This is a genomic window from Shinella sp. HY16 (genome assembly GCF_028534175.1).
Taxonomy (GTDB): Bacteria; Pseudomonadota; Alphaproteobacteria; order Rhizobiales; family Rhizobiaceae; genus Shinella.
In genome coordinates, this window is sequence record NZ_JAHYXL010000001.1 from 3,430,461 (window position 1) to 3,453,995 (window position 23,535).

The following is a 23,535-nucleotide window of genomic DNA, read 5'->3' on the forward strand; positions in this document are numbered from 1 at the left end:
GCTCAGTGAGCCTTTTCCGTGGCGAGCTTGATGCCGAGCACGATGAAGACGAGGCCGCTCGCCCGGTCGATCCATTGGCTCATGCGCGCGAAGGCGGCGCGCATCCTTGGCGTCGTCATGAACAGCGAGACGCCGACGAACCAGGCAATGAGGCAGGCGGCCATGACGACGCCATAGCCGAATTTTACCGCGATCGGCGTATGGGCGCTGACGACCGTCGAGAAGATCGACAGGAAGAAGAAGACCGGCTTGGGGTTCAGCGCATTGGCAAGGAAACCGAGGCCGAAGGCGCGGAAGGCCGATTGCCCGCCCCTGCCCTCTTCGTGACCCTTCACCGCTTCCACGGAAAGGTCGGCCTTGCCGGCCCTCAACGCCTTGATGCCGATATAGACAAGGTAAGCGACGCCGCACCACTTCACGATGTTGAAGAGGTAGATCGACTGGGAAATGATAAGGCCGAGGCCGAGGATCGTATAGGTGACGTGGAACATCAGCGACGTGCCGATGCCGAAGGACGTGACGACAGCCGCACGCCGGCCATGCACGATCGACTGGCGCATGACCATGGCGAGATCCGCACCCGGCGAGACGATGGCGAAGGCGAAGATCGCCATCAGCGAGGCAAGTTCCAGGAGATATTGGCTCATACGATCGTCACCGGTGCGTTGAGGGCCCTATCGGTACCCGCGGGTTGCTGCATGCGCATCAGGGGCGCTGGCCGGAGGGTATCCTGCGGTTCGGCCGCTGTCGATCTTCCACACTGCGGCAAGGAACCAGGCACGCCGTCACGCGTGCGGCCGGACATCCGAATAGTGGAAGGAGAGAAAGCCATCGGGCCGCGCTTGTCACAGCATCAGGCGCAGGACCATCAGGACGAGCCCGATGATCGAGACGAACCAGGCAGCCGTGCGCAGGATCGGAATGCCCGCAACATAGAAGAAGGTGAAGACCAGGCGCGCCAGGATCCAGGTCACGGCCCCCGCCGCACCGAGCCCTCCGGTCTTGCCCGTCACGGCCAGCGCAAGCGCCAGTGCTATGAAGGCCGGATAGGTCTCCAGCATGTTGTTCAGCGAGCGCAGCAGGCGCCCTGCCATGATGCTCTTCGTCGTGCGCTGTTCGTCGCGCGGGCCGAGCAGGTACTTGACGCTGAGATCACCGGCGAGATCGAGCGACAATGCCTGAACAAGGATGTGCACGATAAGAAGCACGACACTCCAGCCGAGCACCCAGATTTCCGTCGACGCTGCTGCTGCTTCCATCACCCCTCGCACATCCCGGCGCAGGCTCGATCACGGGAAGCCCGCCGCCGGTCGGCGACGAGCACGGAGCGGGTGCCCGAAGAGAGCACCCGCCGCCAGTCTCATTACAGATCGAGAACGAGGCGTTCCGGATCTTCCAGGCTTTCCTTGACGCGCACCAGGAAGGTCACGGCTTCCTTGCCGTCGACGATGCGGTGGTCGTAGGAGAGCGCGAGATACATCATCGGACGGATGACGATCTGGCCACCGACGACGACCGGGCGATCCTGGATCTTGTGCATGCCGAGAATGCCGGACTGAGGGGCGTTGAGGATCGGCGAGGACATCAGCGAGCCGTAGACGCCGCCGTTCGAGATGGTGAAGGTACCACCCTGCATGTCGGCCATGGAAAGCGCACCGTCACGAGCGGCCTTGCCGAGGCGGCCGATTTCCTTCTCGATCTCGGCGATCGACATCTGGTCGGCATCACGCACGACCGGTACGACAAGACCCTTGTCCGTGCCGACGGCGACGCCGACATGGCAGTAGTTCTTGTAGATGATGTCGGTGCCGTCGATCTCGGCGTTGACGGCCGGCAGTTCCTTCAGCGCATGCGTGACGGCCTTCGTGAAGAAGCCCATGAAGCCGAGCTTCACACCATGCTTCTTCTCGAAAATGTCCTTGTAGCGATTGCGCAGGTCCATCACGGCCTTCATGTCCACCTCATTGTAGGTGGTCAGCATGGCGGCGGTGTTCTGCGCATCCTTGAGGCGCTTGGCGATCGTCTGGCGCAGACGTGTCATCTTCACGCGTTCTTCGCGCGGCGCGTCCGCCTCGGAGGACGGAACGCGGGCTGCAATCTTGACCGGTTCGGCGGCAGCAGCGGTAGACGCCGTAATGCCCTTGGCAACGGCTGCGATGACGTCGCCCTTCAGCACCTGGCCACGCTTGCCGGAACCATCAACCTGGTCGGCAGAAATGTTGTTTTCCGCAAGCAGCTTGGCGGCCGAGGGTGCAGCCGGCATGGAAGACGCAGCCGCGGCGGGCTTGGTTTCGGCAGCCGGAGCGGCCGCAACCTTCTCGACCTTTTCGGCAGCAGCGGGCGCGCTCGCACCGGCGGAACCGCTGGCAGAAATCTGGCCAAGCAGACCACCCGGGGCGACGGTCTCGCCGGCGGCGGCCGTGATTTCCGACAGGACGCCGGCGGCCGGCGCCGGCACTTCGATCGTCACCTTGTCGGTTTCGAGCTCACAGAGCGGCTCGTCGGCCTTGATGACGTCGCCGACCTTCTTGAACCAAGTGCCGACGGTCGCTTCGCTGACGGATTCGCCCAGAGTCGGGACGCGGATTTCGGTAGCCATGAGTGTGTTCCGTTCGTGATTCTTATCGTGGTTACTGGGAAGCCGGGCGGATCAACCGCCCAGCGCGTCCTCGAGGAAAGCAGCGAGCTGCGCCATGTGCTTCGACATCAGGCCCGTCGCCGGCGAGGCTGCGGCCGGACGACCGGTGTAGCGCACGCGCTGGTACTTGGCGTCGATATGGGCGAGCACCCATTCGAGATACGGATCGATGAAGGCCCAGCCACCCATGTTCTTGGGCTCTTCCTGGCACCAGACCATCTCGGCATTGCGGAAGCGCGACAGCTCGTTGATCAGCGCCTTGGCCGGGAACGGATAGAGCTGTTCCAGGCGCAGGAGATAAACGTCGTCGATACCGCGCTTTTCGCGCTCTTCCAGAAGGTCGTAGTAGACCTTGCCCGAGCACATCACGACACGGCGGATCTTGGCGTCCTTCTGCAGCTTGATCGGACCGTCCTTGATCACCTCGGCGTCGTCCCACAGCAGACGGTGGAACGAGCTCTCGCCCGCCATTTCCGACAGCGAGGAAACGGCACGCTTGTGGCGCAGCAGGGATTTCGGCGTCATCATGATCAGCGGCTTGCGGAAGTCGCGCTTCACCTGGCGGCGCAGGATGTGGAAGTAGTTCGCCGGCGTCGTGACGTTGGCGACCTGCATGTTGTCTTCGGCGCACATCTGCAGCCAGCGCTCAAGGCGGGCGGAGGAGTGCTCCGGACCCTGGCCCTCATAGCCGTGCGGCAGCAGGCAGACGAGGCCCGACATGCGCAGCCACTTGCGCTCACCCGACGAGATGAACTGGTCGAAGACGACCTGCGCACCGTTGGCGAAGTCGCCGAACTGGGCCTCCCAGAGCGTCAGCGCGTTGGGACGGGCCAGCGAATAGCCGTATTCGAAGCCGAGCACGGCCTCTTCCGAGAGCATCGAGTTGATGACCTCGTAGCGCGCCTGCGTGGGCGAGAGGTTGGCAAGCGGGATGTAGCGGTCTTCGGTCTCCTGATCGTAGATAACCGAGTGGCGCTGCGAGAACGTGCCGCGTTCGCAATCCTGGCCGGAGAGACGGATCTTCGTGCCCTCGACGCAGAGCGTGCCATAGGCAAGCGCTTCCGCCATCGCCCAGTCGATACCCTCGCCCGTCTCGACCATCTGCATGCGGTTGTCCATGAACCGCTGGATGGTCTTGTGGGCCTTGAAGCCTTCCGGGATCGTCGCGATCTTGCGACCGATCTCCTTGAGCTGCTTCATCGGCACGGAGGTCTTGCCGCGACGCTGTTCGTCCTGGTTGTCGGCCGAGCGCAGGCCCGACCAGGCGCCGTCCAGCCAGTCGGCCTTGTTCGGCTTGTAGGACTGGCCAGCCTCGAATTCCTGCTCGAGATTGGCGCGCCAATCCGCCTTCATCTTCTCGAACTCGCCCTCGCTGATCACGCCTTCGCCAATGAGACGCGAACCATAGAGGTTGACCACGGTCTTGTGGGCGCGGATCGCCTTGTACATCTTCGGCTGCGTGAACGCCGGCTCGTCGCCTTCGTTGTGGCCGAAGCGACGGTAGCAGAACATGTCCAGCACGACCGGCTTGTGGAACTTCATGCGGAATTCGGTCGCGATCTTGGCAGCGTAGGTCACCGCTTCCGGATCGTCGCCGTTCACATGGAAGATCGGCGCCTCGATCATCTTCGCCACATCCGACGGATAGGGCGAGGAGCGCGAGAAGGCCGGGTTCGTGGTGAAGCCGATCTGGTTGTTGATGATGACGTGCACCGTGCCGGCAACGCGGTGGCCGCGCAGGCCCGACAGACCGAGGATTTCGGCCGTCACACCCTGGCCCGCAAAGGCCGCATCGCCGTGCAGCAACAGCGGCATGACCTGGACGCGCTCGGAGAGCGGGATGATGTCACCCTCGAAGACCTTCGCCATCTGGTCCTGCTTGGCACGGGCCTTGCCCATGACGACAGGGTTGACGATCTCGAGATGCGAGGGGTTGGCGGTCAGCGACAGGTGCACCTTGTTGCCGTCGAACTCGCGGTCCGAAGAAGCGCCGAGGTGATACTTCACGTCGCCCGAGCCTTCCACTTCGTCGGGCGCGTAGGAGCCGCCCTTGAACTCGTGGAAGACGGCGCGGTGGGGTTTGGCCATCACGTTCGTCAGAACGTTGAGGCGGCCGCGGTGCGCCATGCCGAGAACGATTTCCTTCAAGCCGAGCTGACCGCCGCGCTTGATGATCTGCTCCAGCGCCGGGATCAGCGCTTCACCGCCGTCGAGGCCGAAGCGCTTGGTGCCCTTGTACTTGACGTCGATGAACTGCTCGAAGCCCTCCGCCTCGATCAGCTTCTGCAGGATCGCCTTCTTGCCTTCCGGCGTGAAATCGACGCCCTTGTCCGGACCTTCGATGCGCTCCTGGATCCAGCCCTTCTCTTCCGGGTTGGAGATGTGCATGAATTCGACGCCGATCGTCGAGCAATAGGTGCGCTCGAGGATTTCGACCATTTCGCGCACGGTCGCGTATTCGAGGCCAAGCACGTTGTCGATGAAGATCTTGCGGTCGAGATCCTTCTCCTCAAAACCGTAGTTCGACGGCGAGAGCTCGTTGTAATCCTCAACCGGCGCCGCAAGGCCGAGCGGGTCGAGCTTGGCATGCAGGTGACCACGGGCGCGGTAGGCACGGATCATCATGATGGCGCGAACAGAATCGCGCGTCGCCTGATTGACGTCCGCCTGGTTGACGGGCGTGCCGGTCTGCACGGCAACGGCCTCGGCCTTCGCCTGCACCTTCTTTTCAAGAACCTTCTCGACGACGCCCCAGTTGCCATCAAGCGCCGAGACCAGTTCGCCATTGGCGGCGATCGGCCAGTTGGCGCGCTGCCACGAGGCGCCCCTGGCGGCCTTCACGATGTCAGAGGGCTGGTCTTCGAGGGCCTTGAAAAAGGCCTGCCATTCCTCACCGACAGAGGCGGGGTTCGCTTCATACTTGGCGTAGAGCTGTTCGATATAGGCCGCGTTCGCTCCATCGAGGAAGGACGTGGCCAGAAATTGTTCGTTGGCGTCTAGTCGTGCCATGGTGTTTTGCGGGCGCCGCGCCCGCCTCCCGAACGATCGTGTTGACCGGGCTTTCCCCGGCTTGCCGCCCAGCGCTCTATCCAGCGCCAGGAAGAGACGGATCGGCCGGCGTTTTCAGCCGGCCAATCCCAGTTTCGTTTCTCAGCCCTTGAGGACTTCGACCAGCGTCTTGCCGAGACGCGCCGGCGAAGGCGAAACGCGGATGCCCGCTGCCTCCATTGCCGCGATCTTGGATTCCGCGTCACCCTTGCCGCCGGAAACGACAGCGCCGGCATGACCCATGGTGCGGCCCTTCGGAGCGGTACGGCCTGCGATGAAGCCGGCCATCGGCTTCTTGCGGCCCTTCTTGGCTTCGTCGATGAGGAACTGTGCCGCATCTTCTTCGGCCGAACCGCCGATTTCGCCGATCATGATAATCGAGGTCGTGGCGTCGTCCGCCAGGAACATCTCCAGCACGTCGATGAATTCCGTGCCCTTGACCGGGTCGCCACCGATGCCGACGGCCGTGGTCTGGCCGAGGCCTTCGTTGGAGGTCTGGAAGACCGCTTCATAGGTCAGCGTGCCGGAGCGCGAGACGATACCGACCGAGCCCTTGCGGAAGATCGAGCCCGGCATGATGCCGATCTTGCATTCTTCCGGCGTCAGGATGCCGGGGCAGTTCGGGCCGAGCAGACGTGAGGAGGAGCGGTCGAGGCGAGCCTTGACGCGCACCATGTCGGCAACCGGGATACCTTCGGTGATGCAGGTGATGAACGGGATTTCCGCTTCGATCGCCTCGATGATCGCGTCCGCGGCGCCTGCCGGCGGAACGTAGATCACGGATGCATCGGCACCGGTCTTCTCGCGGCCTTCGGCGACGGAAGCGAAGATCGGCAGGCTTTCGCCCTTCGAGCCGGTCCAGGTTTCGCCGCCCTTCTTCGGGTGGATGCCGCCGACCATCTGCGTGCCGTAATAGGCGAGCGCCTGTTCGGTGTGGAAGGTCCCGGTCTTGCCGGTCAGGCCCTGAACGAGGACCTTGGTGTTCTTGTTGACGAGAATCGACATGAGGTCTGGTCCTTCAGGTTAGCCGTTGATCGCGGCGACGATCTTCTTGGCAGCATCGTCCAGATCGTCGGCGGCGGTGATCGCCAGGCCGGATTCGTTCAGGATCTTCTTGCCAAGTTCGACATTCGTGCCTTCGAGACGAACGACCAGCGGAACCTTGAGGCCGACTTCCTGCACGGCTGCGACCACGCCCTCGGCGATGACGTCGCACTTCATGATGCCGCCGAAGATGTTGACGAGGATGCCCTCGACCTTCGGGTCGGCCGTGATGATCTTGAAGGCGGCCGCGACCTTCTCCTTGCCGGCGCCGCCGCCGACGTCGCAGAAGTTCGCCGGCTCCTTGCCGTAGAGCTTGATGATGTCCATCGTCGCCATGGCAAGACCGGCACCGTTGACCATGCAGCCGATGTTGCCGTCGAGCGCCACGTAAGCGAGGTCCCACTTGGAGGCTTCGATTTCCTTGGCGTCTTCTTCGGTCTCGTCGCGCAGCGCCTTGATGTCGTCGTGGCGGAACAGCGCGTTGCCGTCGAAGGACACCTTGGCGTCGAGAACGCGCACGCGGCCGTTCTTCATGACGATCAACGGGTTGATCTCGAGCAGGCTCATGTCCTTCTCGACAAAGGCCTTGTAGAGGATCGGGAAGAGTTTTTCGGCATCCGCCTTGGCTTCGCCCTCGAGCTTCAGCGCCGAGGTGAGCTTTGCCAGATCGTCGGCGGTGACACCGGCTTCCGGGTTGATCGCGACGGTGAGGATCTTCTCCGGCGTGTCATGCGCGACGGCTTCAATGTCCATGCCGCCTTCCGTCGAAACGACGAAGGCAACCTGGCCGACCGAGCGATCGACGAGCAGCGAGAGATAGAGTTCGCGGTCGATGTCGGCACCGTCCTCGATGTAGAGGCGGTTCACCTGCTTGCCGGCTTCGCCGGTCTGCGCGGTGACGAGCGTGTTGCCGAGCATGTCCTTGGCGTGGGCCTTGGCTTCGTCGATCGAGAAAGCGAGGCGAACGCCGCCCTTGGCGTCCGGGCCAAGCTCCTTGAACTTGCCCTTACCACGGCCGCCGGCATGGATCTGGCTCTTGACCACGTAGAGCGGGCCGGGGAGCGACTTGGCAGCCGCTTCCGCCTCGTCGGCGGAGAAGATCGCGACGCCTTCGGCGACCGGTGCGCCAAAGCTCTTGAGCAGAGCCTTGGCCTGATATTCATGAATGTTCATGGGATAAATCCTGTCTGAGCAATTCCAGCAGGACCTGCTGGAATTGCGTGAAACAAAAGAGCCGGGATTACTTCAGCGCGGGCGCGATGTTGATGCAGGCTTCGCACAGGCCGGCAACGGCTGCGACCGACTTGTCGAAGGCTTCCTGTTCGGCCTTGTTGAGGTCGATTTCGACGATGCGCTCGACGCCGCCGGCACCGATGACCGTGGGAACGCCGACATACATGTCCTTGACGCCGTACTGGCCCGAGAGATGGGCGGCGACGGGCAGGACACGCTTCTTGTCCTTGATGAAGGATTCGGCCATCTCGATCGCCGAAGCGGCCGGAGCATAGTAGGCCGAGCCGGTCTTGAGCAGGCCGACGATTTCGGCGCCGCCGTCACGGGTGCGCTGGATGATCTCTTCGAGGCGCTCCTTGGTGACCCAGCCCATCTTGACGAGGTCGGTCAGCGGGATGCCGGCAACGGTGGAGTAACGGGCGAGCGGCACCATCGTGTCGCCATGGCCACCGAGAACGAAGGCGGTGACGTCCTGCACGGAAACCTTGAATTCTTCCGAGAGGAAAAGACGGAAGCGCGCCGAGTCCAGCACGCCGGCCATGCCGACGACCATGTTCTTCGGCAGGCCCGAAAACTTCTGCAGCGCCCAGACCATCGCGTCGAGCGGGTTGGTGATGCAGATGACGAAGGCGTTCGGCGCGTACTTCTTGATGCCCGCGCCGACCTGTTCCATGACCTTGAGGTTGATGCCGAGCAGGTCATCGCGGCTCATGCCGGGCTTACGGGCAACACCGGCGGTGACGATGCAGACATCAGCGCCTTCGATGGCGGCGTAGTCGCTGGCGCCCGTCAGCGAGGCATTGAAGCCTTCGACCGGCGAGGACTGGGCAATGTCGAGGCCCTTACCCTGCGGAATGCCGTCGGCGATGTCGAAGAGGACGATGTCGCCCAGCTCCTTCAGGCCGGCGAGATGCGCCAGCGTGCCACCGATCATTCCAGAACCAATAAGTGCGATCTTCTTGCGGGCCATGAAAAGCTTCCTCTTGCTCCGATCAACAGGCCCCCAATGTCGCAATTGCGGGACCTTTCGGCGCAAGGGCTTACGCCCCTCGGGTTAAAAATTCAACACATACTTTTGTATCGAAATTTTTCAATCGGTTAGATGCAAAAAATCTTACGTAAACGTAAGAATTCTTGTCACGCTTTCGTCACGTCATCGCCATATCGGGCCGTATGATCTGCAAGATATTCCGTGCTGCGGATCTCGATGAGGCGCGAGACGGTGCGATCGAATTCAAAACCTTCGGTGCCTTTGCGGGTCACCAGAAGCTCTTCCGGGGCGGCGGCCGCGGAGGCGAACAGCCGGACGCGATGGTCGTAGACCGTGTCCACGAGATTGATGAAGCGCTTGGTCTCGTTGCGCTTATCGGCGCCGAGCAAGGGGATGTGGTCGACGAACAGCGTGTCGTAGCGCGACAGGATTTCAAGATAGTCGGCGGCCCCCAGCGGACGCTGGCAGAGATCGGCGAAGGAAAAGCGCGCCGCCCGGGCTGACGCCTGCGGCACCGTTATACTGCGGCCGCGGAAGGCGATCGTCTCGGCACCGACCAGCTTGCCCGCCACCTCGCGCCGCCAGGCCGCATCCATCGCCATGTCGGCTTCCGGCGTCAGCGGATAGCGGAAGACCGGCAGGCCGCTGTCCTTTTCCAGCCGGTAATCCGTCAGCGAATCCAGCGGAACGATCTCGACATATTGTTTCAGGAGATCGACGAAGGGCAGGAACAAGCCGCGATTGAGGCCATCCTTGTAGAGATTGTCGGGCTCGACGTTCGATGTCGTCACCAGGATGCAGCCGCGCTGGAAGAGTTCGCCGAACAGGCGCGAGAGGATCATCGCATCGGCGATATCCGTCACGGAAAACTCGTCGAAGCAGAGCAGCCGCGCCTCCTCGACGAGGCTTGCGGCCACCGGCGGTACGGGATCGGCCTGCTTGGTCTCCCCGGCCTTCAGCTTCTGGCGGTGCTTGTGGATGCGATCGTGCACGTCGGCCATGAACTCATGGAAATGCGCCCGACGCTTGCGCTTCACCCGCGCCAGCTCGAAGAACATGTCCATCAGCATGGTCTTGCCACGCCCGACGCCGCCATAGATGTAAAGGCCCTTGGGGGCGCTGACGGTTTCGGGTTTGCGAGAGGCGAAGAGCCAGCCGAGCGCACTGGATTTGCGCGCCGGGCGCTGGGCGTGCAGGTCGAGAAGCAGCCGGTCGAAGCGCGCGGCCATGGCCCTCTGCGCCGGGTCCGGCTTCAGCTCGCCACTCTGGACAAGGGCCTGCAGCCTATCCGAAACGCCATGGTCCGGATGTGTCGATCCGCTGTCCCAGTCCTTGCCCATGGGCGGGTTTTATCCGTGTCGGTGTCGGAAGGACGGGATCAGCGCGAAAGGCTGACGGGTTGGCCGGAATTGGTCGTGCCGTCAAAGCGAGCGTCTGCAGACTTGTAGAGGCGGGCAATGGAATTGCCGTTGCGGTCCTTCAACACGACCTGCTTGCCGGCAACTTCCCAGGAGCCCATCGTCGTCAGCTCGCCGGCGCAACCACGCGTGCCGCCGCGCGAGCCGCTGCCGAGATTGGTGAGCGTCAGGAACATGTCGCAGGAAGACGGGCCGCTTGCCACACGCCAGTTGCCGACCATGGATTCCTTGGTGACGTCGAGCGCCGTCGCAGCTGCCGCATCCGCCGCGCCGCCGGCAACACCCGTTCCGGTCGCCATGGCCGTGTCGGTCGTCGGCTTTTCCGGGAACTGCGACGTGTCCGTCGTCGGGTCGGGCAGCTGGCTGGAGGAAACGCTGCCGATCGGCTGGGCCTGCAGCGGCGTAATATTCTGCTGCGTGTTGACGCTGTCCATCGACGTGCGCTGGCAACCGGCCAGAGCAAGCGCCATCATCAGCCCGCCTGCCACATGGTGAATCCGCATGTCGTTACTCCTGATATCTGCCCGATACTGCTGCCATGCAGCAATTTCCGCCGAATTAACGTGAATCGCCCGCACGAATCAAGACGAAACGGCCCGAATAGTCGAGCCGCCTCCTCACGTTTCGTGAATGCCTATCATATGGGTCAGAGCCGGCGCTCGACCAGCATCTTCTTGATTTCACCGATCGCTTTCGCCGGGTTCAACCCCTTCGGGCAAGCCTGGGCGCAGTTCATGATCGTGTGGCAGCGGTAGAGACGGAAGGGGTCTTCCAGATTGTCGAGGCGCTCGCCGGTGGCTTCGTCGCGGCTGTCGATCAGCCAGCGATAGGCCTGGAGGAGGACGGCCGGGCCGAGATAGCGGTCGCCGTTCCACCAATAGCTCGGACAGGAGGTCGAGCAGCAGGCGCAGAGAATGCACTCATAGAGGCCGTCGAGCTTGAGGCGGTCCTCATGGCTCTGCTTCCATTCCTTGGCCGGCGTCGGCGAGACGGTTTTCAGCCAGGGCTCGATCGAACGGTGCTGGGCGTAGAAGTTGGTGAGATCGGGAACGAGATCTTTTACGACCGGCATATGCGGCAGCGGATAGACCTTCACCGCACCCTTCACCTCGTCCATGCCCTTGGTGCAGGCGAGCGTGTTGGTGCCGTCGATGTTCATGGCGCAGGAACCGCAGATACCCTCGCGGCAGGAGCGGCGCAGCGTCAGCGTCGGATCGATCTTGTTCTTGATGTAGAGCAACGCGTCGAGCACCATCGGGCCGCAATCGTCGACGTCGATGTAGAACGTGTCGATCGACGGGTTCTTGCCGTCGTCGGGGTTCCAGCGATAGATGCGGAACTCGCGGGTGTTCGCGGCGCCGGCCGGCTTCGGCCAGACCTTGCCTTCGGTCATCTGCGAGTTTTTCGGGAGAGCGAGTTCAACCATGTCCTGTTCTCCTCGGGATCAGTAGACGCGGGCCTTGGGCGCGATCTTCTGGGGATCGATGCCGTCGGCGATAAGGTCGGTGTGAACAGGGCGATAGTCGAGCTTGACGTCGCCCGCCTCGCTTACCCAGGCCAGGGTGTGCTTGCGCCAGTTGACGTCGTCGCGGCCGGCGAAGGGGCCGTCGACATAGTCTTCACGGGCATGCGAGCCGCGGCTTTCCTTGCGGGCCTCGGCGCCGTAGACGGTCGTGATGGCGTTGGCCATCAGGTTTTCCAGTTCCAGCGTCTCAACGAGATCGGAGTTCCAGATCATCGAGCGGTCGGTGACCTTGATGTCGGGCATTTCCTTCCAGATCTCGCTCATGCGGCGGCAGCCGCTTTCGAGCGATTCCTGGGTGCGGAACACGGCCGCGTCGTCCTGCATGGTGCGCTGCATCTTGTCGCGCAGGATTGCCGTCGGCGTGCCGCCATTGGCGTTCCGCAGGCGATCGAAGCGGTCCATGATCTTGTCGCAGGCAGCGATGTCGAGTGCCGGAACGGGGGCGGCGCGGTCGATCACCTGACCGGCGCGGATCGCGGCGGCTCTGCCGAAGACCACAAGGTCGATCAGCGAATTGGAGCCGAGGCGGTTGGCGCCGTGCACCGAGGCGCAGCCGGCCTCGCCCACCGCCATCAGGCCGGGCGCCAGGCGCTCCGGGTTCTGGCTGTCGGCGTTCAGCACTTCGCCCCAGTAGTTCGTGGGAATGCCGCCCATGTTGTAGTGCACGGTCGGCAGGACCGGGATCGGCTCGCGCGTCACATCGACGCCGGCAAAGATCTTCGCGCTCTCGGAAATGCCCGGCAGGCGCTCGTGCAGCACGGCGGGGTCGAGATGGTCGAGATGCAGGAAGATGTGGTCCTTGTTCTTGCCGACGCCGCGGCCTTCGCGGATCTCCATCGTCATGCAGCGCGAGACGACGTCGCGAGACGCCAGGTCCTTGGCCGACGGCGCATAGCGCTCCATGAAGCGCTCGCCTTCCGAATTGACGAGATAGCCGCCTTCGCCGCGCGCGCCCTCGGTGATAAGGCAGCCGGCGCCATAGATGCCGGTCGGGTGGAACTGGACGAATTCCATGTCCTGGAGCGGCAGGCCGGCGCGGGCGATCATGCCGCCGCCGTCACCCGTGCAGGTGTGCGCCGAGGTGGCCGAGAAATAGGCGCGACCGTAGCCGCCGGTCGCCAGCACCACCATCTTGGCAGCGAAACGGTGGATCGTGCCGTCATCAAGGTTCCAGGCGACGACGCCGGTGCAGCGGCCGTCGGCCGACATGATCAGGTCGAGCGCGAAATACTCGATGAAGAATTCCGCATTGTTGCGCAACGACTGGCCGTAGAGCGTGTGCAGGATGGCATGGCCGGTCCGGTCGGCGGCAGCGCAGGTGCGCTGCACCGGCGGGCCTTCGCCGTAATTCTGCATGTGGCCGCCGAACGGCCGCTGGTAGATTTTTCCTTCCGCATTGCGCGAGAAGGGTACGCCGTAGTGCTCCAGCTCATAGACCGCCTTCGGCGCTTCCATGGCGAGATACTGCATGGCATCGACGTCGCCGAGCCAGTCGGAACCCTTGACGGTGTCGTAGAGGTGCCATTGCCAGCTGTCCGGCGTCATATTCCTGAGCGAGGCCGCGATGCCGCCCTGGGCAGCGACCGTGTGCGAGCGTGTCGGGAAAACCTTGGTGATGCAGGCGGTCTTGAGCCCCTGTTCGGCCATGCCGAGCGTGGCGCGCAGGCCCGCGCCGCCGGCACCGACGACGATCACGTCGAAGGAGTGGTCCACATAAGTATAGGCCTTGCCGTTGGCCGCCGGGGAGGAGTTCGCTGCCATGATGGATTATCCTGCGAAGGCGATCTTGAGGACGGCGAAAAGACAGAGCCCGCCGACCAGGATCGCGAAGAAGGTGTTGAGCATGAGGAGCGCGATCTTCACGCCTTCCGCATGCACGTAGTCCTCGATGATGACCTGCATGCCGAGCTTCATGTGGATGAGGCCGGAGACGACGACAAGGCCCATGAGCACGGCGACGATCGGGTTCGACAGCGCCGCGGTGACTTCCGCATAGGACGCGCCGTTGTAGCAGATCAGGAAGCCGACGAAGAACAAGAGAAGCGGAACGTTGGCAACGGCCGTCAGGCGCTGGCGCCAGAAATGCTCCGTGCCATCCTTGGCCGAGCCGAGACCACGAACCTTGCCGAGGGGAGTGCGCATGTCCATGGGTTTCTCCTCAGCGCGCCAGGTAACCGACGATCCAGATCAAAACCGTCAGGGCGACGGAGACGATCGGGGTGGCGATGGCGAGCTTTGTATTGAAGTGTTTTTCATAGCCGCGCCCCATGTCCCACATGAAGTGGCGAAGACCGCCCAGCATGTGGTGCATCAGCGCCCAGGTGTAGCCGAAGAGCACGAGGCGCCCGATCAGCGTGCCGAAAAACCAGTTGACCCAATCGAAATAGGCTTCGCCCGAAGCGGCGGCGATGAGCCACCAGGCAACGAGCACCGTGCCGAAGTAAAGGGCGGCGCCGGTTATGCGATGCACGATGGACATGACCATCGTCGGGATCGGCTTGTAGACTTGGAGATGCGGCGAGAGCGGCCGGCTTCGAGTGACATTCGCCATCTGAACCTCACGGAACCCCGGAGAGCCATAAACTGGACAGAATTTCTCCGGAATTGCAGTATGTTGTGCACAATGCAGTGATTGCGACGTTTAATCACCGGAAAGCGGAACCACAAGCCTTCTTGCAGTGCAAAATGAATTTAATCGATTAAGCGCCTGCCGCTTTTGTGCCATTCCGGGACATGCTCCGCCAATTAACGATAACCGGAAAAATCATAACCAAATCCGTGACTTTTGCCGGGCGCTGCCCCATCTTGCCATTAAGGATCTGTTAAGCGTAATCCGGAAGGCACGACAGAATGACTCTGTTTTCAGCGCCCCATGCGACCAAAGTTCTAGCACTTGCGGTCGCCCTTGCGGCCGGCGGCATGACGCCCGTCGCGGCCCGCGACCGTACCCCCGATACCGGCTGGTCGGACAATTCCGACGCGGACTGGTCGAAAGGCAGCTTCATCGGCCGCAGCATCGAACGGCGTGAGCACCGCCAATGGCGGCCACGCGATCGCTACCGCGACGACCGCCGGGTCGAGCGGCATCGCGATCGCCACTGGCGCAAGGACCGCAATTTCTACGGCGGCGCCATCTCCGCCTATCGCGACAAGGGCAACAGTATCTACTTCTATATCGATCGGGAGCGTTACTATGACGACCTGTTCGATGCTCCCCTGGCCGAGAGCCACGGACCGAAAGTCATTGTGGTGACGCCAGGCCAGAACGGCTGCTCGTGGGAAGCCGGCGTCTGCGTCATCCGCCCGGGCCTTTGAAGGCCGGGCAAAGCATTACGCCTTTTGCGGGATTACGCCAAAGCGCCAGACCGTCGTCTTCTTGACCTCGCTGTCCTCCAGCGCCCGTGTCACCGGCACCGTATAGATGGCGAGCGCCTCCATGCGCTCGCGCGGGCAGTAGGCCCGGCCGGGGTCGCCGACGAGCACCATGGCGCCCTGTGCCGCTAGCGTCGAGAACCAGGGAATGAGCACATCCGCAAAACCGCGGTCATAGAAGACATCGCCGGCCAGCACGACGTCCCAGCCCTCGTCCCGGCCGATCATGTTTTCCGCAGTGTGGATGAGGTCGACACCATTCAGGACCGCGTTCAGGCGAACAGCTGCTTCACTCCAGGGGTCGATATCGGCCGCCAGCACGGATGAGGCACCGGAGAGCCGCGCCGCGATGCCGACAAGGCCGGAGCCGCTGGCAAAATCCAGCACCGATTTTCCGGTCACCAGGGCGGGATGATCCAGAATGTGCCGGGCAAGCCCCTGTCCGCCCGCCCAGGCGAACGCCCAGAAGGGCGGCGGCAGGCCGATCTCCTGCAGTTCCTCCTCGGTCTTCAGCCAGAGGTCATGCGCCTCCGTGGCAAGCCGCAGCCTCACCTCCGGCACATGCGGCGGAGAGAGCACGTCGGTGTTGTCGCGAATGAAGACCTCGGGATCCGTCTTCACGGAAACATCGCTCCGCGGCGTCGGCCTCTAAGGAAAGCAATGTGGCGGGCGAAGGGCCGAACCATCAGCGCGGCGGCTTGTCGAGACCGCCCATGCGGCAGACCTCGATCCACTCTTCCTCGGTCACCGGCTGCACCGAAAGACGCATGGAGGTGACGAGCGACATGTTGGCCAGCTTCGGGTTGGCCTTGACGTCCTTCAGCGAGACGGGCTTGGGCATGTCGCGCACGGCGCGGATATCGACGCAATCCCAGCGCGGATCTTCACCGGCCGTCGAATCGGGATGCGAAAGCGCGCAGACCTCGGTGATGCCGACGATCTCCAATCCCTCGTTGGAGTGGTAGAAGAAGCCCTTGTCGCCGATCGTCATCGCCCGCATGTGGTTGCGCGCGAGATAGTTGCGTACGCCCGTCCATTCGGTGCCCGCCTCACCGGCATCCTTCTGCATCTGCCAGGACCATTTGAAGGGTTCGGACTTGTAGAGCCAGTATGCCATGGAAAATCAGGCCTCCGGACTGTTGAAGACCCAGTTCCAGGCCTTTACCTCGACAGAGGCGAAAAGGCCGGCCTTGGCGTAGGGATCGTTTTCGGCGATCTGCCGGGCCTCTTCGATCGTCTCCGCCTTGACCACCACCAGGCTGCCGGTCGGCTTGCCATCATCGCCGAGGAAGGGACCGGCGAAGGCGAGCTTGCCGTCGGAATTCAGGCCGTTCAGATAGGCGAGGTGATCCGGGCGCGTATCGAGGCGCACCTGCAGCGCACCGGGCTTGTCCTGGCAGAGAAATGCGAAATGCATGAAACGATCCTTTTTCTGTTCCGGGCTGTTCCTGGCCGCTCTGTCATTCCTGGGTGATCGGGCGCGTCATCAGCTGCCCTATGGCGGTCTTCACGTCGAGGCTGCCGTCGATGATGCGGGCGACCGCATCGGTGATCGGCATGTCGATACCCTTTTCAGCGGCAACACCGGATGCGACCGAGGCGGCAAAGGCGCCTTCCACGAGATCGCCCGACCAGCCGGCGGCGTTGCCATGACGGCCGAGCGCGATGCCGAAACGCAAATTGCGCGACTGGTGGCTCGTTCCCGTCAGCACGAGGTCGCCGAGGCCAGAGAGCCCGGTGACCGTGATGCCCTCCCCGCCATGGGCCGCGACGAAGCGGGACAGCTCCGCAAGTCCACGCGAAATCAGCGCCGCCCGTGCCGAATCGCCGAGTTCGGCGCCTTCGATGATGCCGCAGGCGATCGCCAGCACATTCTTCAGCGCACCGCCGAGCTGAACGCCGATGCGATCGGTCGAAGGGTAGAGCCGGAATGTCGGTCCCGAAAGGGCCTGCGCCAGCGCCGCGCCGGTTTCCGCGGTACGCGCGGCGACCACCATCGCCGTCGGCAGGCCTTTCGCGATGTCGGCTGCAAAGCCGGGGCCGGAAAGCACGGCGATCTCGCGGCCGGGAAGCTCTTCCTCCAGAACCTCCGTCAGCAACCGCCCGGTGCCCTTTTCCATGCCCTTGGCGCAGATCACCACAGCCGCACCCGGCGCAAGCAGGGGCGCAAGGGACCGCGCCGCATCACGCTGGGCCTGCGAGGGCATGGCGAACAGCACGATACCCGCACCGCGGATCGCCTCCGCATCGGCACTGAAGGAAAGCGCCGGCGGCAGGTCGATGCCGGGCAGCGCCTTTTCGTTGCGCCGCGAGGTGCACATCAGATCGACGGCCGCCTTGTCGCGGCCGATCAGGGTGACGTCACCGCCGCTTGCCGCGGCCACGCTCGCCAGCGCCGTCCCGAAGGCGCCTGCACCAACGACGGCAATCCTCGGACTGGTGCTCATGCCTTGGCTCCCCGTTTGCCGGATCCGAGAACGGTTGCCGCCTCGCGGTCAAGCGGCCAGCGCGAACGCGGCGCAACAGCAAGGTCATCGGGCGGAAAACCGGCCGCCATACGCTCCAGCCCCGCCCAGGCGATCATGGACGCATTGTCGGTGCACAGCGCCAGCGGCGGCGCGATGAAGCGGAATTTCTGCTTGTCGCACAGCGCCTGCAGCGTCGCACGCAGCTCTGCATTGGCCGCCACCCCGCCGGCAACGACCAGCGCCGGTGCCCCGGCATCCGGAAACAGCGTGCGGAAGCGCTCGAGACCGCGGCCGATACGGTCCTTCAGCGTGCGCGAGACGGCGCGCTGGAAGGAGGCGCAGATATCGGCGATGTCCTGCTCCGTCACCGGTTCGATCGACTGCGCGGCCTGCCGCACAGCCGTCTTGAGGCCGGAAAAGGAAAAATCGAGCCGCGCTTCGCCGACGAGCGGCCGCGGGAAGGTGAAGCGCTCCGGATTGCCCGCCTTCGCCATGCGCTCCACCGCTGGCCCACCGGGATAGGGCAGGCCGAGCAGCTTGGCCGTCTTGTCGAAGGCTTCGCCGAGCGCATCGTCGATCGTCGTGCCCCAGCGCTCGTAGTCGTCGACGCCGCGCACCAGCACGAGCTGCGTGTGACCACCGGAAACGAGCAGCATGAGATAGGGAAAGGAGAGCCCGTCCGTCAGCCGCGCCGTCAGCGCATGACCTTCGAGATGGTTGACAGCGTAGAGCGGCTTGCCCGTCGCCCGGGCGATCGCCTTGCCGGTCATCAGCCCGACGATGAGGCCGCCGATCAGCCCCGGACCGCTGGTCGCGGCAATGGCATCGACATCCTCGAGCGAGCGGCCGGCCCGTAGCAAGGCTTCGGAAATCAGGCTGTCCAGCGCTTCCACATGGGCGCGCGCGGCAATCTCCGGCACCACGCCGCCATAGGCGCTGTGTTCCTCGAGCTGGCTCAGCACCACCTCGCCAAGAATCGCGCCCCGGCCTTCGGCATCACGCACGACGACGGACGCCGCGGTCTCGTCGCAGCTCGTTTCGATGCCCAGAATGGTCAGATGGGACGACATGTAGCACTTGGGAATTGATTGCGATGGGCCGGAAACCCGGTTACGAGACATCCCGGTAACAACGGATCAAGGCGGATGCAAACAAAACCTTTCAGGATCGGCACACGGGGTAGCCCGCTGGCGCTCGCCCAAGCCTACGAGACCCGCTCACGCCTGATGGCTGCCCACGGCCTGCCGGAAGACATGTTCGAGATCGTCGTGCTTTCAACGAAGGGCGACCGTATCACCGACCGTTCGCTGGCGCTGATCGGCGGCAAGGGCCTGTTCACAGAGGAGATCGAGGCGCAGCTTTCCTCCGGCGAGCTCGATTTCGCCGTACACTCCTCCAAGGACATGCCGACGAAGCTGCCGGAGGGTTTGCATCTCTCGGCCTTCCTGCCGCGCGAGGACGTGCGCGATGCGTTCATCGGCCGCAGCGCCGCCCGCCTCCTCGACCTGCCGCAGGGCGCGACCGTCGGTTCCGCCTCGCTTCGCCGCCAGGCGCTCATCCGCCGTCTTCGGCCCGATATCAATGTCATCGTCTTCCGCGGCCAGGTCGATACCCGCCTCGGCAAGCTCGCCGAAGGCCAGGCGGACGCAACGCTGCTCGCCTATGCCGGGCTGAAGCGCCTCGGCAAGCTGGACGTGCCGACGGAAATCCTCGATCCCGTCTCCTTCCCCCCCGCTCCGGCACAGGGCGCGATCTGTATCGAAAGCCGCATCGGCGATGCGCAGACAGAAAGCCTGCTTGCAGCCATCGACGACCGCGCGACGCGCGCGGCCGTCTCCTGCGAACGCGGTTTCCTTGCCACGCTCGACGGCTCCTGTCGCACGCCGATTGCCGGCTATGCGACGGTCGAGGGCGAACATCTCCAGTTCCGCGGCATGATCCTGACGCCTGACGGCAGCCGGTTCCACGAGATCGAGACGAGCGGCCTGGCAACCGAAGCCGGCCGGCTCGGCGAAGCGGCGGGGCAGGCGATCCGCGACAAGGCGGGAGCGGATTTCTTCGAAAGCTGGGGCTGATCCGTGCGCGTTCTCGTCCTTCGCCCGCAACAGGCGGCGGCCCGGACCGCCCGCAAGCTCGCGGCGCTGGGCCACGAGACCGCCTGCCTGCCGCTGTCGAAGCCCGAACACGACCTCGATGCGGTGAAAGCAGCGCTCGCAGAGCGGCATTCGGCCATCGCCATCACCAGCGCCGAGGTCGCGCGCCTCTTCGCTCATCTCGGTGAAACGCTCGACCGCCACCTCCTGACCACGGTCTTTTCGGTCGGGCGTGCTTCTGCGGATGCCGCGAGCGCGGCCGGCTTCCGCACCGTGCTCACGCCCGGCGGGGACGGCAGGGACCTTGCCGAGATGATCATCACGCATTGCCGGGATTTCGGCATGCCGGCCGAACCGATCCTCTATCTCGCCGGCCTGCCGCGCGCACAGGGCTTCGAGGCGCGCCTTGCCGAAGCCGGCATCCCGTTCCGCACCGTGGAAGCCTACCGCATGGTATCAGTCGTTCCCCGGCGCACGGAGGCGGAGGCGGCCCTTCTCAAACCGGTGCCGGATGCCGTGCTGTTCTATTCCGGCGAAAGCGCGCGGGCCTTCTTCAAACTCTCCCCGCTCGTGGAAATTCCCGAGCGCTTCCTGTCCACGCTGATGCTCTGCATGAGCGCCAATGTCGCCAAAGCCGTGCCGCCGCGCTTTGCCGCATCGACTGTCGTCGCATCCTTGCCCAACGAGGAAAGCCTGCTGGATTTGCTGTAAGAGCAAGGGGCGAAGGCGGGCGGCGACGGACGAATTTGCCGCAAGGGTCTTTCCCTCGCTGCCTTCCCTGTCTACGTTTAATGCAATGCACATGAACGCGAGGAGGTCGCCATGGAACCGGAAACCCCGTCCCGTCGCAAGAAGGCAGGCGACGAGCCCGTGACAATCGATCTCGAAGCGGTTCCCGCCTCCGTCAGCAACGAAACGCTGGCAGCCGAGGAAGCGGTAAAGGCCGAAACGCCGGAAAACCAGGCAGCAGAAGCGGCTGATACCGCGACAACGGAAACCGCCGCCGAGCCCGCCGAAGAAAAAGCCGAGCCGATCGAGCCTGCCCGCACGACCTATGAAGAACCGGCGCGCGCCGAAACGCAACCTTCACCGCAGCGCAGCAATGCCGGTACGCTGGCCGCCGGCATCCTGGGTGGCCTGATCGCACTTCTCGGCGCCGGCAGCCTGCAATATGGCGGCTACTTGCCGGCACTCGGGCCCGACCGTTCCGGCCAATCCGACGCCGTGTCCACCCTGGCAAACGAAGTCGAGGCGCTGAAGACGCGGTTTTCCGAGGCCCCGGCCACAAGCCCGGTCGATCTCCAACCGATCGAAACGCGGATCGCCGCACTGGAAAAATCGGCCGGTGACGGCACGAGCGCGCAGGGTGCAAACCCTGAAGCCGTCAGCAAACTCGAAGGCGACGTGACCCGCCTGACGACAGAGCTTGCGACGCTGCGCGAAGCTATGGCGCGCACCGCAGAAGCGGTCAGTGCAACGGAAAGCCAGCTCACCGAACGCATCGCCGCCGCCGAGCAGAAGCTTGATGAGCCGCGCAGCGACATCGAAATGGCGCGGGCCGTTGCCGCGAGCGCCCTGAAGACCGCGATCGACCGCGGCGGTCCATATCTCGCCGAACTGGAGGCCTTCGCAAGCATTGCGCCGGACGATCCCTCCCTTGCGGGCCTGCGCGAACATGCCGCCATCGGTGTTTCGGCACGCTCGGATCTCGTGCGTGATTTCCAGCCAACGGCCGATGCCATTCTCGACGCCGTGCACCAGCCGGACGGCGACGAGGGCATCTTCAACCGCCTGATGTCGAGCGCCGCCTCGGCGATCCGCGTGCGTCCCGTCGGCAGCATCGAGGGCGACACGCCGGAAGCGGTGGTCGCCCGCATCGAGAACAAGCTGCAGAACGGCGACTTCAAGGGTGCGCAGATCGAATGGCAGACCCTGCCGGAAAAGGGTCAGGCCGCAGCGACCGACTACAAGCGCAAGCTCGATGAACGTGTCAGCGTGGAAGGCCTGATCGGCGCCGTTGTTTCCGGCGCCCTGAATGGCACGACCACGGGCGCCACCGGCAACCAGGGCTGAGGAGACAGGCTTCATGATTCGCATTCTGGTCTTCGCCCTCTTCGTCCTCGCGCTTGCCGCCGGCTTCGCCTGGCTTGCCGATCGCCCCGGCGAACTCTCCATCATCTGGCAGGGCCAGCGCGCCGACATGAGCCTGATGGTCGCCGCCACCCTCGTCGTCTCGCTGGTCGCCGCCGTGATGTTCTCCTGGTGGATCGTGCGCGTCGTCTGGACCTCGCCGCACTCCATCCAGCGCTATTTCCGCGCCCGCAAGCGCGACCGTGGCTACCAGGCGCTTTCCACCGGCCTGATCGCCGCCGGTGCCGGCGATGCCGCCGGGGCGCGAAAGATGCTGGGTCGCACCAAGGGCCTCCTGAGTGCCGACCAGGAGCCGCTCATCCATCTGCTCGAAGCGCAGGCGGCGATGATCGAGGGTCGCTACGACGACGCCCGTCGGAAATTCGAACTGATGGCGGACGATCCCGAAACACGTGAACTCGGCTTGCGCGGCCTCTATCTCGAAGCCCGCCGGCTCGGCGCGAACGAGGCTGCACGGCAATATGCCGAGCGCGCCGCGGAAAAGGCGCCGCAGCTTCCCTGGGCGGCGGAAGCCGCGCTGGAATACCGCTCCGAGGCAGGAGACTGGGATGAGGCTCTGAAGCTTCTCGGCGACGGCCGTTCCGGCTCGGCCGAGGAAAAGAAGACCTATACCCGCCGCAAGGTCGTGCTGCTCACCGCCCGCGCCGCCGCCAGGCTCGATGCCGACCCCAAGGGCGCGCGCGAGGATGCCCAGCAGGCGCTGAAGCTCGACGAGAATTTCGTGCCCGCCGGCCTCATCGCGGCCAAGGCCTATCTGCGCGAGGACAACCTGCGCAAGGCCGCCGCCATCCTCGAAAAACTCTGGAAGGCGACCGCACACGGCGATGTCGCGAAACTCTATGTCCGTGCCCGCAGCGGCGATTCGGCGACAGACCGCCTGAAACGGGCGGAAAAGCTTGAAGCGATACGCCCGAACAATGCCGAAGCACTCTATGCCGTCGCTGAAACCGCGCTGGAAACCCGCGACTTCGCGCTTGCCCGCGGCAAGGCCGAAGCGGCTGCCCGCTTGGCGCCCCGCGAAAGCGCCTTCCTGCTGCTTGCCGATATCGAGGATGCCGAGACGGGCGACCAGGGCCGCATCCGCCACTGGATGAACCAGGCGCTGAAGGCGCCGCGCGATCCGGCCTGGACCGCCGACGGCATCACCGCACCGGAGTGGCGGGCCGTCTCGCCGGTCACGGGCCATCTCGACGCCTTCGAATGGAAGACGCCGGTCAGCCCGCTCGATGGACCGATCGAGGAAGGCTCGACCGCCGCCGTCGACGAGGCTATCCGCACCCTGCCGCCGCTCGCTATCGAGAGCAGGCCCGTCAGGCGGGCCGAAGAGGCAGCCAGGGTCGAGACCGTGGAAGTCGTCCAGAAACCCGTCGTCATCGCCACGGTGGTGGAGGCTGCACCGGTGAAGGCTGCGACACCGGAAAAGGTCAAGGAGACGGTGGCCATCGAGGAGGACGAGCGCCCGTTCTTCGGTCTGCCGGATGATCCGGGCGTCAAGGAAGGTGCGGTCAAACGGGACGGAACAAGCGGCTTCCGCTTGTTCTAGAACAATTGCGC

Annotated in this window: 23 protein-coding genes; 5 read left to right on the forward strand and 18 right to left on the reverse strand. The window is 64.1% G+C overall.

The window, feature by feature from the left end:
* Positions 1-2: 2 nt before the first annotated feature.
* The 13 genes from K0P03_RS16930 to sdhC all read right to left on the reverse strand — a co-directional run bounded on the left by K0P03_RS16930 (position 3) and on the right by sdhC (position 14,448).
* Positions 3-647, reverse strand: coding sequence for a LysE family translocator (locus K0P03_RS16930; protein WP_272790167.1), 645 nt, complete (start codon positions 645-647; stop codon positions 3-5).
* Between the two features lie 198 nt (positions 648-845).
* On the reverse strand, positions 846-1,259 hold the full coding sequence (locus K0P03_RS16935; RefSeq protein ID WP_023513143.1) for an MAPEG family protein: 414 nt from the start codon (positions 1,257-1,259) through the stop codon (positions 846-848).
* A gap of 104 nt (positions 1,260-1,363) precedes the next feature.
* Positions 1,364-2,599, reverse strand: a complete 1,236-nt coding sequence (gene odhB, locus K0P03_RS16940) for a 2-oxoglutarate dehydrogenase complex dihydrolipoyllysine-residue succinyltransferase (RefSeq protein ID WP_272790168.1) — start codon at positions 2,597-2,599, stop codon at positions 1,364-1,366.
* Between the two features lie 51 nt (positions 2,600-2,650).
* Positions 2,651-5,647: a 2-oxoglutarate dehydrogenase E1 component gene (locus K0P03_RS16945; RefSeq protein WP_050745539.1), complete on the reverse strand. Its 2,997-nt coding sequence runs from the start codon at positions 5,645-5,647 to the stop codon at positions 2,651-2,653.
* Between the two features lie 141 nt (positions 5,648-5,788).
* Entirely contained in the window at positions 5,789-6,691 is a 903-nt protein-coding gene (sucD, locus tag K0P03_RS16950; RefSeq protein ID WP_023514889.1) for a succinate--CoA ligase subunit alpha, read from the reverse strand.
* An 18-nt stretch (positions 6,692-6,709) separates the two neighbouring features.
* The gene (sucC, locus tag K0P03_RS16955; protein WP_023514888.1) at positions 6,710-7,903 is read right to left on the reverse strand and encodes an ADP-forming succinate--CoA ligase subunit beta; all 1,194 of its coding nucleotides are present in this window, start codon (positions 7,901-7,903) and stop codon (positions 6,710-6,712) included.
* 67 nt (positions 7,904-7,970) lie between these two features.
* On the reverse strand, positions 7,971-8,933 hold the full coding sequence (gene mdh, locus K0P03_RS16960; protein WP_272790169.1) for a malate dehydrogenase: 963 nt from the start codon (positions 8,931-8,933) through the stop codon (positions 7,971-7,973).
* A 167-nt stretch (positions 8,934-9,100) separates the two neighbouring features.
* A complete protein-coding gene (gene zapE / locus K0P03_RS16965; RefSeq protein WP_272790170.1) occupies positions 9,101-10,294 on the reverse strand; it encodes a cell division protein ZapE in 1,194 nt (397 codons plus the stop codon).
* A 38-nt stretch (positions 10,295-10,332) separates the two neighbouring features.
* Positions 10,333-10,875 carry an AprI/Inh family metalloprotease inhibitor gene (locus tag K0P03_RS16970; RefSeq protein WP_023514885.1) on the reverse strand — a complete coding sequence of 181 codons (543 nt, stop codon included), beginning with the start codon at positions 10,873-10,875 and terminating at the stop codon, positions 10,333-10,335.
* A 143-nt stretch (positions 10,876-11,018) separates the two neighbouring features.
* Positions 11,019-11,798 (reverse strand): succinate dehydrogenase iron-sulfur subunit, encoded by a 780-nt coding sequence (locus K0P03_RS16975; RefSeq protein ID WP_023514884.1) that lies wholly within the window; start codon positions 11,796-11,798, stop codon positions 11,019-11,021.
* Between the two features lie 18 nt (positions 11,799-11,816).
* Entirely contained in the window at positions 11,817-13,658 is a 1,842-nt protein-coding gene (sdhA, locus tag K0P03_RS16980) for a succinate dehydrogenase flavoprotein subunit (RefSeq protein ID WP_023514883.1), read from the reverse strand.
* A gap of 6 nt (positions 13,659-13,664) precedes the next feature.
* Complete coding sequence (gene sdhD / locus K0P03_RS16985; protein ID WP_023514882.1) at positions 13,665-14,045, reverse strand: succinate dehydrogenase, hydrophobic membrane anchor protein; 381 nt, start codon at positions 14,043-14,045, stop codon at positions 13,665-13,667.
* A 10-nt stretch (positions 14,046-14,055) separates the two neighbouring features.
* On the reverse strand, positions 14,056-14,448 hold the full coding sequence (gene sdhC, locus K0P03_RS16990; protein WP_050745541.1) for a succinate dehydrogenase, cytochrome b556 subunit: 393 nt from the start codon (positions 14,446-14,448) through the stop codon (positions 14,056-14,058).
* Between the two features lie 299 nt (positions 14,449-14,747).
* Between sdhC and K0P03_RS16995 the strand changes: the two genes are divergently transcribed.
* Positions 14,748-15,212, forward strand: coding sequence for a hypothetical protein (locus tag K0P03_RS16995; RefSeq protein ID WP_272790171.1), 465 nt, complete (start codon positions 14,748-14,750; stop codon positions 15,210-15,212).
* A 15-nt stretch (positions 15,213-15,227) separates the two neighbouring features.
* On the opposite strand, the gene K0P03_RS17000 is transcribed toward K0P03_RS16995, so the two are convergent.
* The 5 genes from K0P03_RS17000 to tsaD all read right to left on the reverse strand — a co-directional run bounded on the left by K0P03_RS17000 (position 15,228) and on the right by tsaD (position 18,807).
* Complete coding sequence (locus K0P03_RS17000) at positions 15,228-15,890, reverse strand: class I SAM-dependent methyltransferase (RefSeq protein ID WP_272790172.1); 663 nt, start codon at positions 15,888-15,890, stop codon at positions 15,228-15,230.
* 64 nt (positions 15,891-15,954) lie between these two features.
* Positions 15,955-16,386, reverse strand: a complete 432-nt coding sequence (locus tag K0P03_RS17005; protein WP_130517016.1) for an EVE domain-containing protein — start codon at positions 16,384-16,386, stop codon at positions 15,955-15,957.
* 6 nt (positions 16,387-16,392) lie between these two features.
* Entirely contained in the window at positions 16,393-16,686 is a 294-nt protein-coding gene (locus tag K0P03_RS17010; RefSeq protein ID WP_130517018.1) for a YciI-like protein, read from the reverse strand.
* A 43-nt stretch (positions 16,687-16,729) separates the two neighbouring features.
* Positions 16,730-17,716, reverse strand: coding sequence for an NAD(P)H-dependent glycerol-3-phosphate dehydrogenase (locus K0P03_RS17015; RefSeq protein WP_130517020.1), 987 nt, complete (start codon positions 17,714-17,716; stop codon positions 16,730-16,732).
* Complete coding sequence (gene tsaD, locus K0P03_RS17020; protein WP_272790173.1) at positions 17,713-18,807, reverse strand: tRNA (adenosine(37)-N6)-threonylcarbamoyltransferase complex transferase subunit TsaD; 1,095 nt, start codon at positions 18,805-18,807, stop codon at positions 17,713-17,715. Before tsaD ends, K0P03_RS17015 begins: the two co-directional genes overlap by 4 nt.
* A gap of 75 nt (positions 18,808-18,882) precedes the next feature.
* Between tsaD and hemC the strand changes: the two genes are divergently transcribed.
* The 4 genes from hemC (at position 18,883) to K0P03_RS17040 (ending at position 23,524) form a co-directional block, all read left to right on the forward strand.
* Positions 18,883-19,812: a hydroxymethylbilane synthase gene (gene hemC, locus K0P03_RS17025; RefSeq protein WP_272790174.1), complete on the forward strand. Its 930-nt coding sequence runs from the start codon at positions 18,883-18,885 to the stop codon at positions 19,810-19,812.
* Positions 19,813-19,815: 3 nt separating this feature from the next.
* Positions 19,816-20,541 (forward strand): uroporphyrinogen-III synthase, encoded by a 726-nt coding sequence (locus K0P03_RS17030; RefSeq protein WP_272790175.1) that lies wholly within the window; start codon positions 19,816-19,818, stop codon positions 20,539-20,541.
* Between the two features lie 111 nt (positions 20,542-20,652).
* Complete coding sequence (locus tag K0P03_RS17035; RefSeq protein WP_272790176.1) at positions 20,653-21,903, forward strand: COG4223 family protein; 1,251 nt, start codon at positions 20,653-20,655, stop codon at positions 21,901-21,903.
* A 13-nt stretch (positions 21,904-21,916) separates the two neighbouring features.
* A complete protein-coding gene (locus K0P03_RS17040) occupies positions 21,917-23,524 on the forward strand; it encodes a heme biosynthesis protein HemY (RefSeq protein ID WP_272790177.1) in 1,608 nt (535 codons plus the stop codon).
* Positions 23,525-23,535: the final 11 nt, after the last annotated feature.

What these genes read in the sequence shown, in the direction of transcription:
- K0P03_RS16930 (WP_272790167.1), bottom strand. Translation starts at nt 647, where the DNA reads ATGAGCCAATATCTCCTGGAACTTGCCTCGCTGATGGCGATCTTCGCC.
- K0P03_RS16935 (WP_023513143.1), bottom strand. Translation starts at nt 1,259, where the DNA reads ATGGAAGCAGCAGCAGCGTCGACGGAAATCTGGGTGCTCGGCTGGAGT.
- odhB (WP_272790168.1), bottom strand. Translation starts at nt 2,599, where the DNA reads ATGGCTACCGAAATCCGCGTCCCGACTCTGGGCGAATCCGTCAGCGAA.
- K0P03_RS16945 (WP_050745539.1), bottom strand. Translation starts at nt 5,647, where the DNA reads ATGGCACGACTAGACGCCAACGAACAATTTCTGGCCACGTCCTTCCTC.
- sucD (WP_023514889.1), bottom strand. Translation starts at nt 6,691, where the DNA reads ATGTCGATTCTCGTCAACAAGAACACCAAGGTCCTCGTTCAGGGCCTG.
- sucC (WP_023514888.1), bottom strand. Translation starts at nt 7,903, where the DNA reads ATGAACATTCATGAATATCAGGCCAAGGCTCTGCTCAAGAGCTTTGGC.
- mdh (WP_272790169.1), bottom strand. Translation starts at nt 8,933, where the DNA reads ATGGCCCGCAAGAAGATCGCACTTATTGGTTCTGGAATGATCGGTGGC.
- zapE (WP_272790170.1), bottom strand. Translation starts at nt 10,294, where the DNA reads ATGGGCAAGGACTGGGACAGCGGATCGACACATCCGGACCATGGCGTT.
- K0P03_RS16970 (WP_023514885.1), bottom strand. Translation starts at nt 10,875, where the DNA reads ATGCGGATTCACCATGTGGCAGGCGGGCTGATGATGGCGCTTGCTCTG.
- K0P03_RS16975 (WP_023514884.1), bottom strand. Translation starts at nt 11,798, where the DNA reads ATGGTTGAACTCGCTCTCCCGAAAAACTCGCAGATGACCGAAGGCAAG.
- sdhA (WP_023514883.1), bottom strand. Translation starts at nt 13,658, where the DNA reads ATGGCAGCGAACTCCTCCCCGGCGGCCAACGGCAAGGCCTATACTTAT.
- sdhD (WP_023514882.1), bottom strand. Translation starts at nt 14,045, where the DNA reads ATGGACATGCGCACTCCCCTCGGCAAGGTTCGTGGTCTCGGCTCGGCC.
- sdhC (WP_050745541.1), bottom strand. Translation starts at nt 14,448, where the DNA reads ATGGCGAATGTCACTCGAAGCCGGCCGCTCTCGCCGCATCTCCAAGTC.
- K0P03_RS16995 (WP_272790171.1), top strand. Translation starts at nt 14,748, where the DNA reads ATGACTCTGTTTTCAGCGCCCCATGCGACCAAAGTTCTAGCACTTGCG.
- K0P03_RS17005 (WP_130517016.1), bottom strand. Translation starts at nt 16,386, where the DNA reads ATGGCATACTGGCTCTACAAGTCCGAACCCTTCAAATGGTCCTGGCAG.
- K0P03_RS17010 (WP_130517018.1), bottom strand. Translation starts at nt 16,686, where the DNA reads ATGCATTTCGCATTTCTCTGCCAGGACAAGCCCGGTGCGCTGCAGGTG.
- K0P03_RS17015 (WP_130517020.1), bottom strand. Translation starts at nt 17,716, where the DNA reads ATGAGCACCAGTCCGAGGATTGCCGTCGTTGGTGCAGGCGCCTTCGGG.
- tsaD (WP_272790173.1), bottom strand. Translation starts at nt 18,807, where the DNA reads ATGTCGTCCCATCTGACCATTCTGGGCATCGAAACGAGCTGCGACGAG.
- hemC (WP_272790174.1), top strand. Translation starts at nt 18,883, where the DNA reads ATGCAAACAAAACCTTTCAGGATCGGCACACGGGGTAGCCCGCTGGCG.
- K0P03_RS17035 (WP_272790176.1), top strand. Translation starts at nt 20,653, where the DNA reads ATGGAACCGGAAACCCCGTCCCGTCGCAAGAAGGCAGGCGACGAGCCC.
- K0P03_RS17040 (WP_272790177.1), top strand. Translation starts at nt 21,917, where the DNA reads ATGATTCGCATTCTGGTCTTCGCCCTCTTCGTCCTCGCGCTTGCCGCC.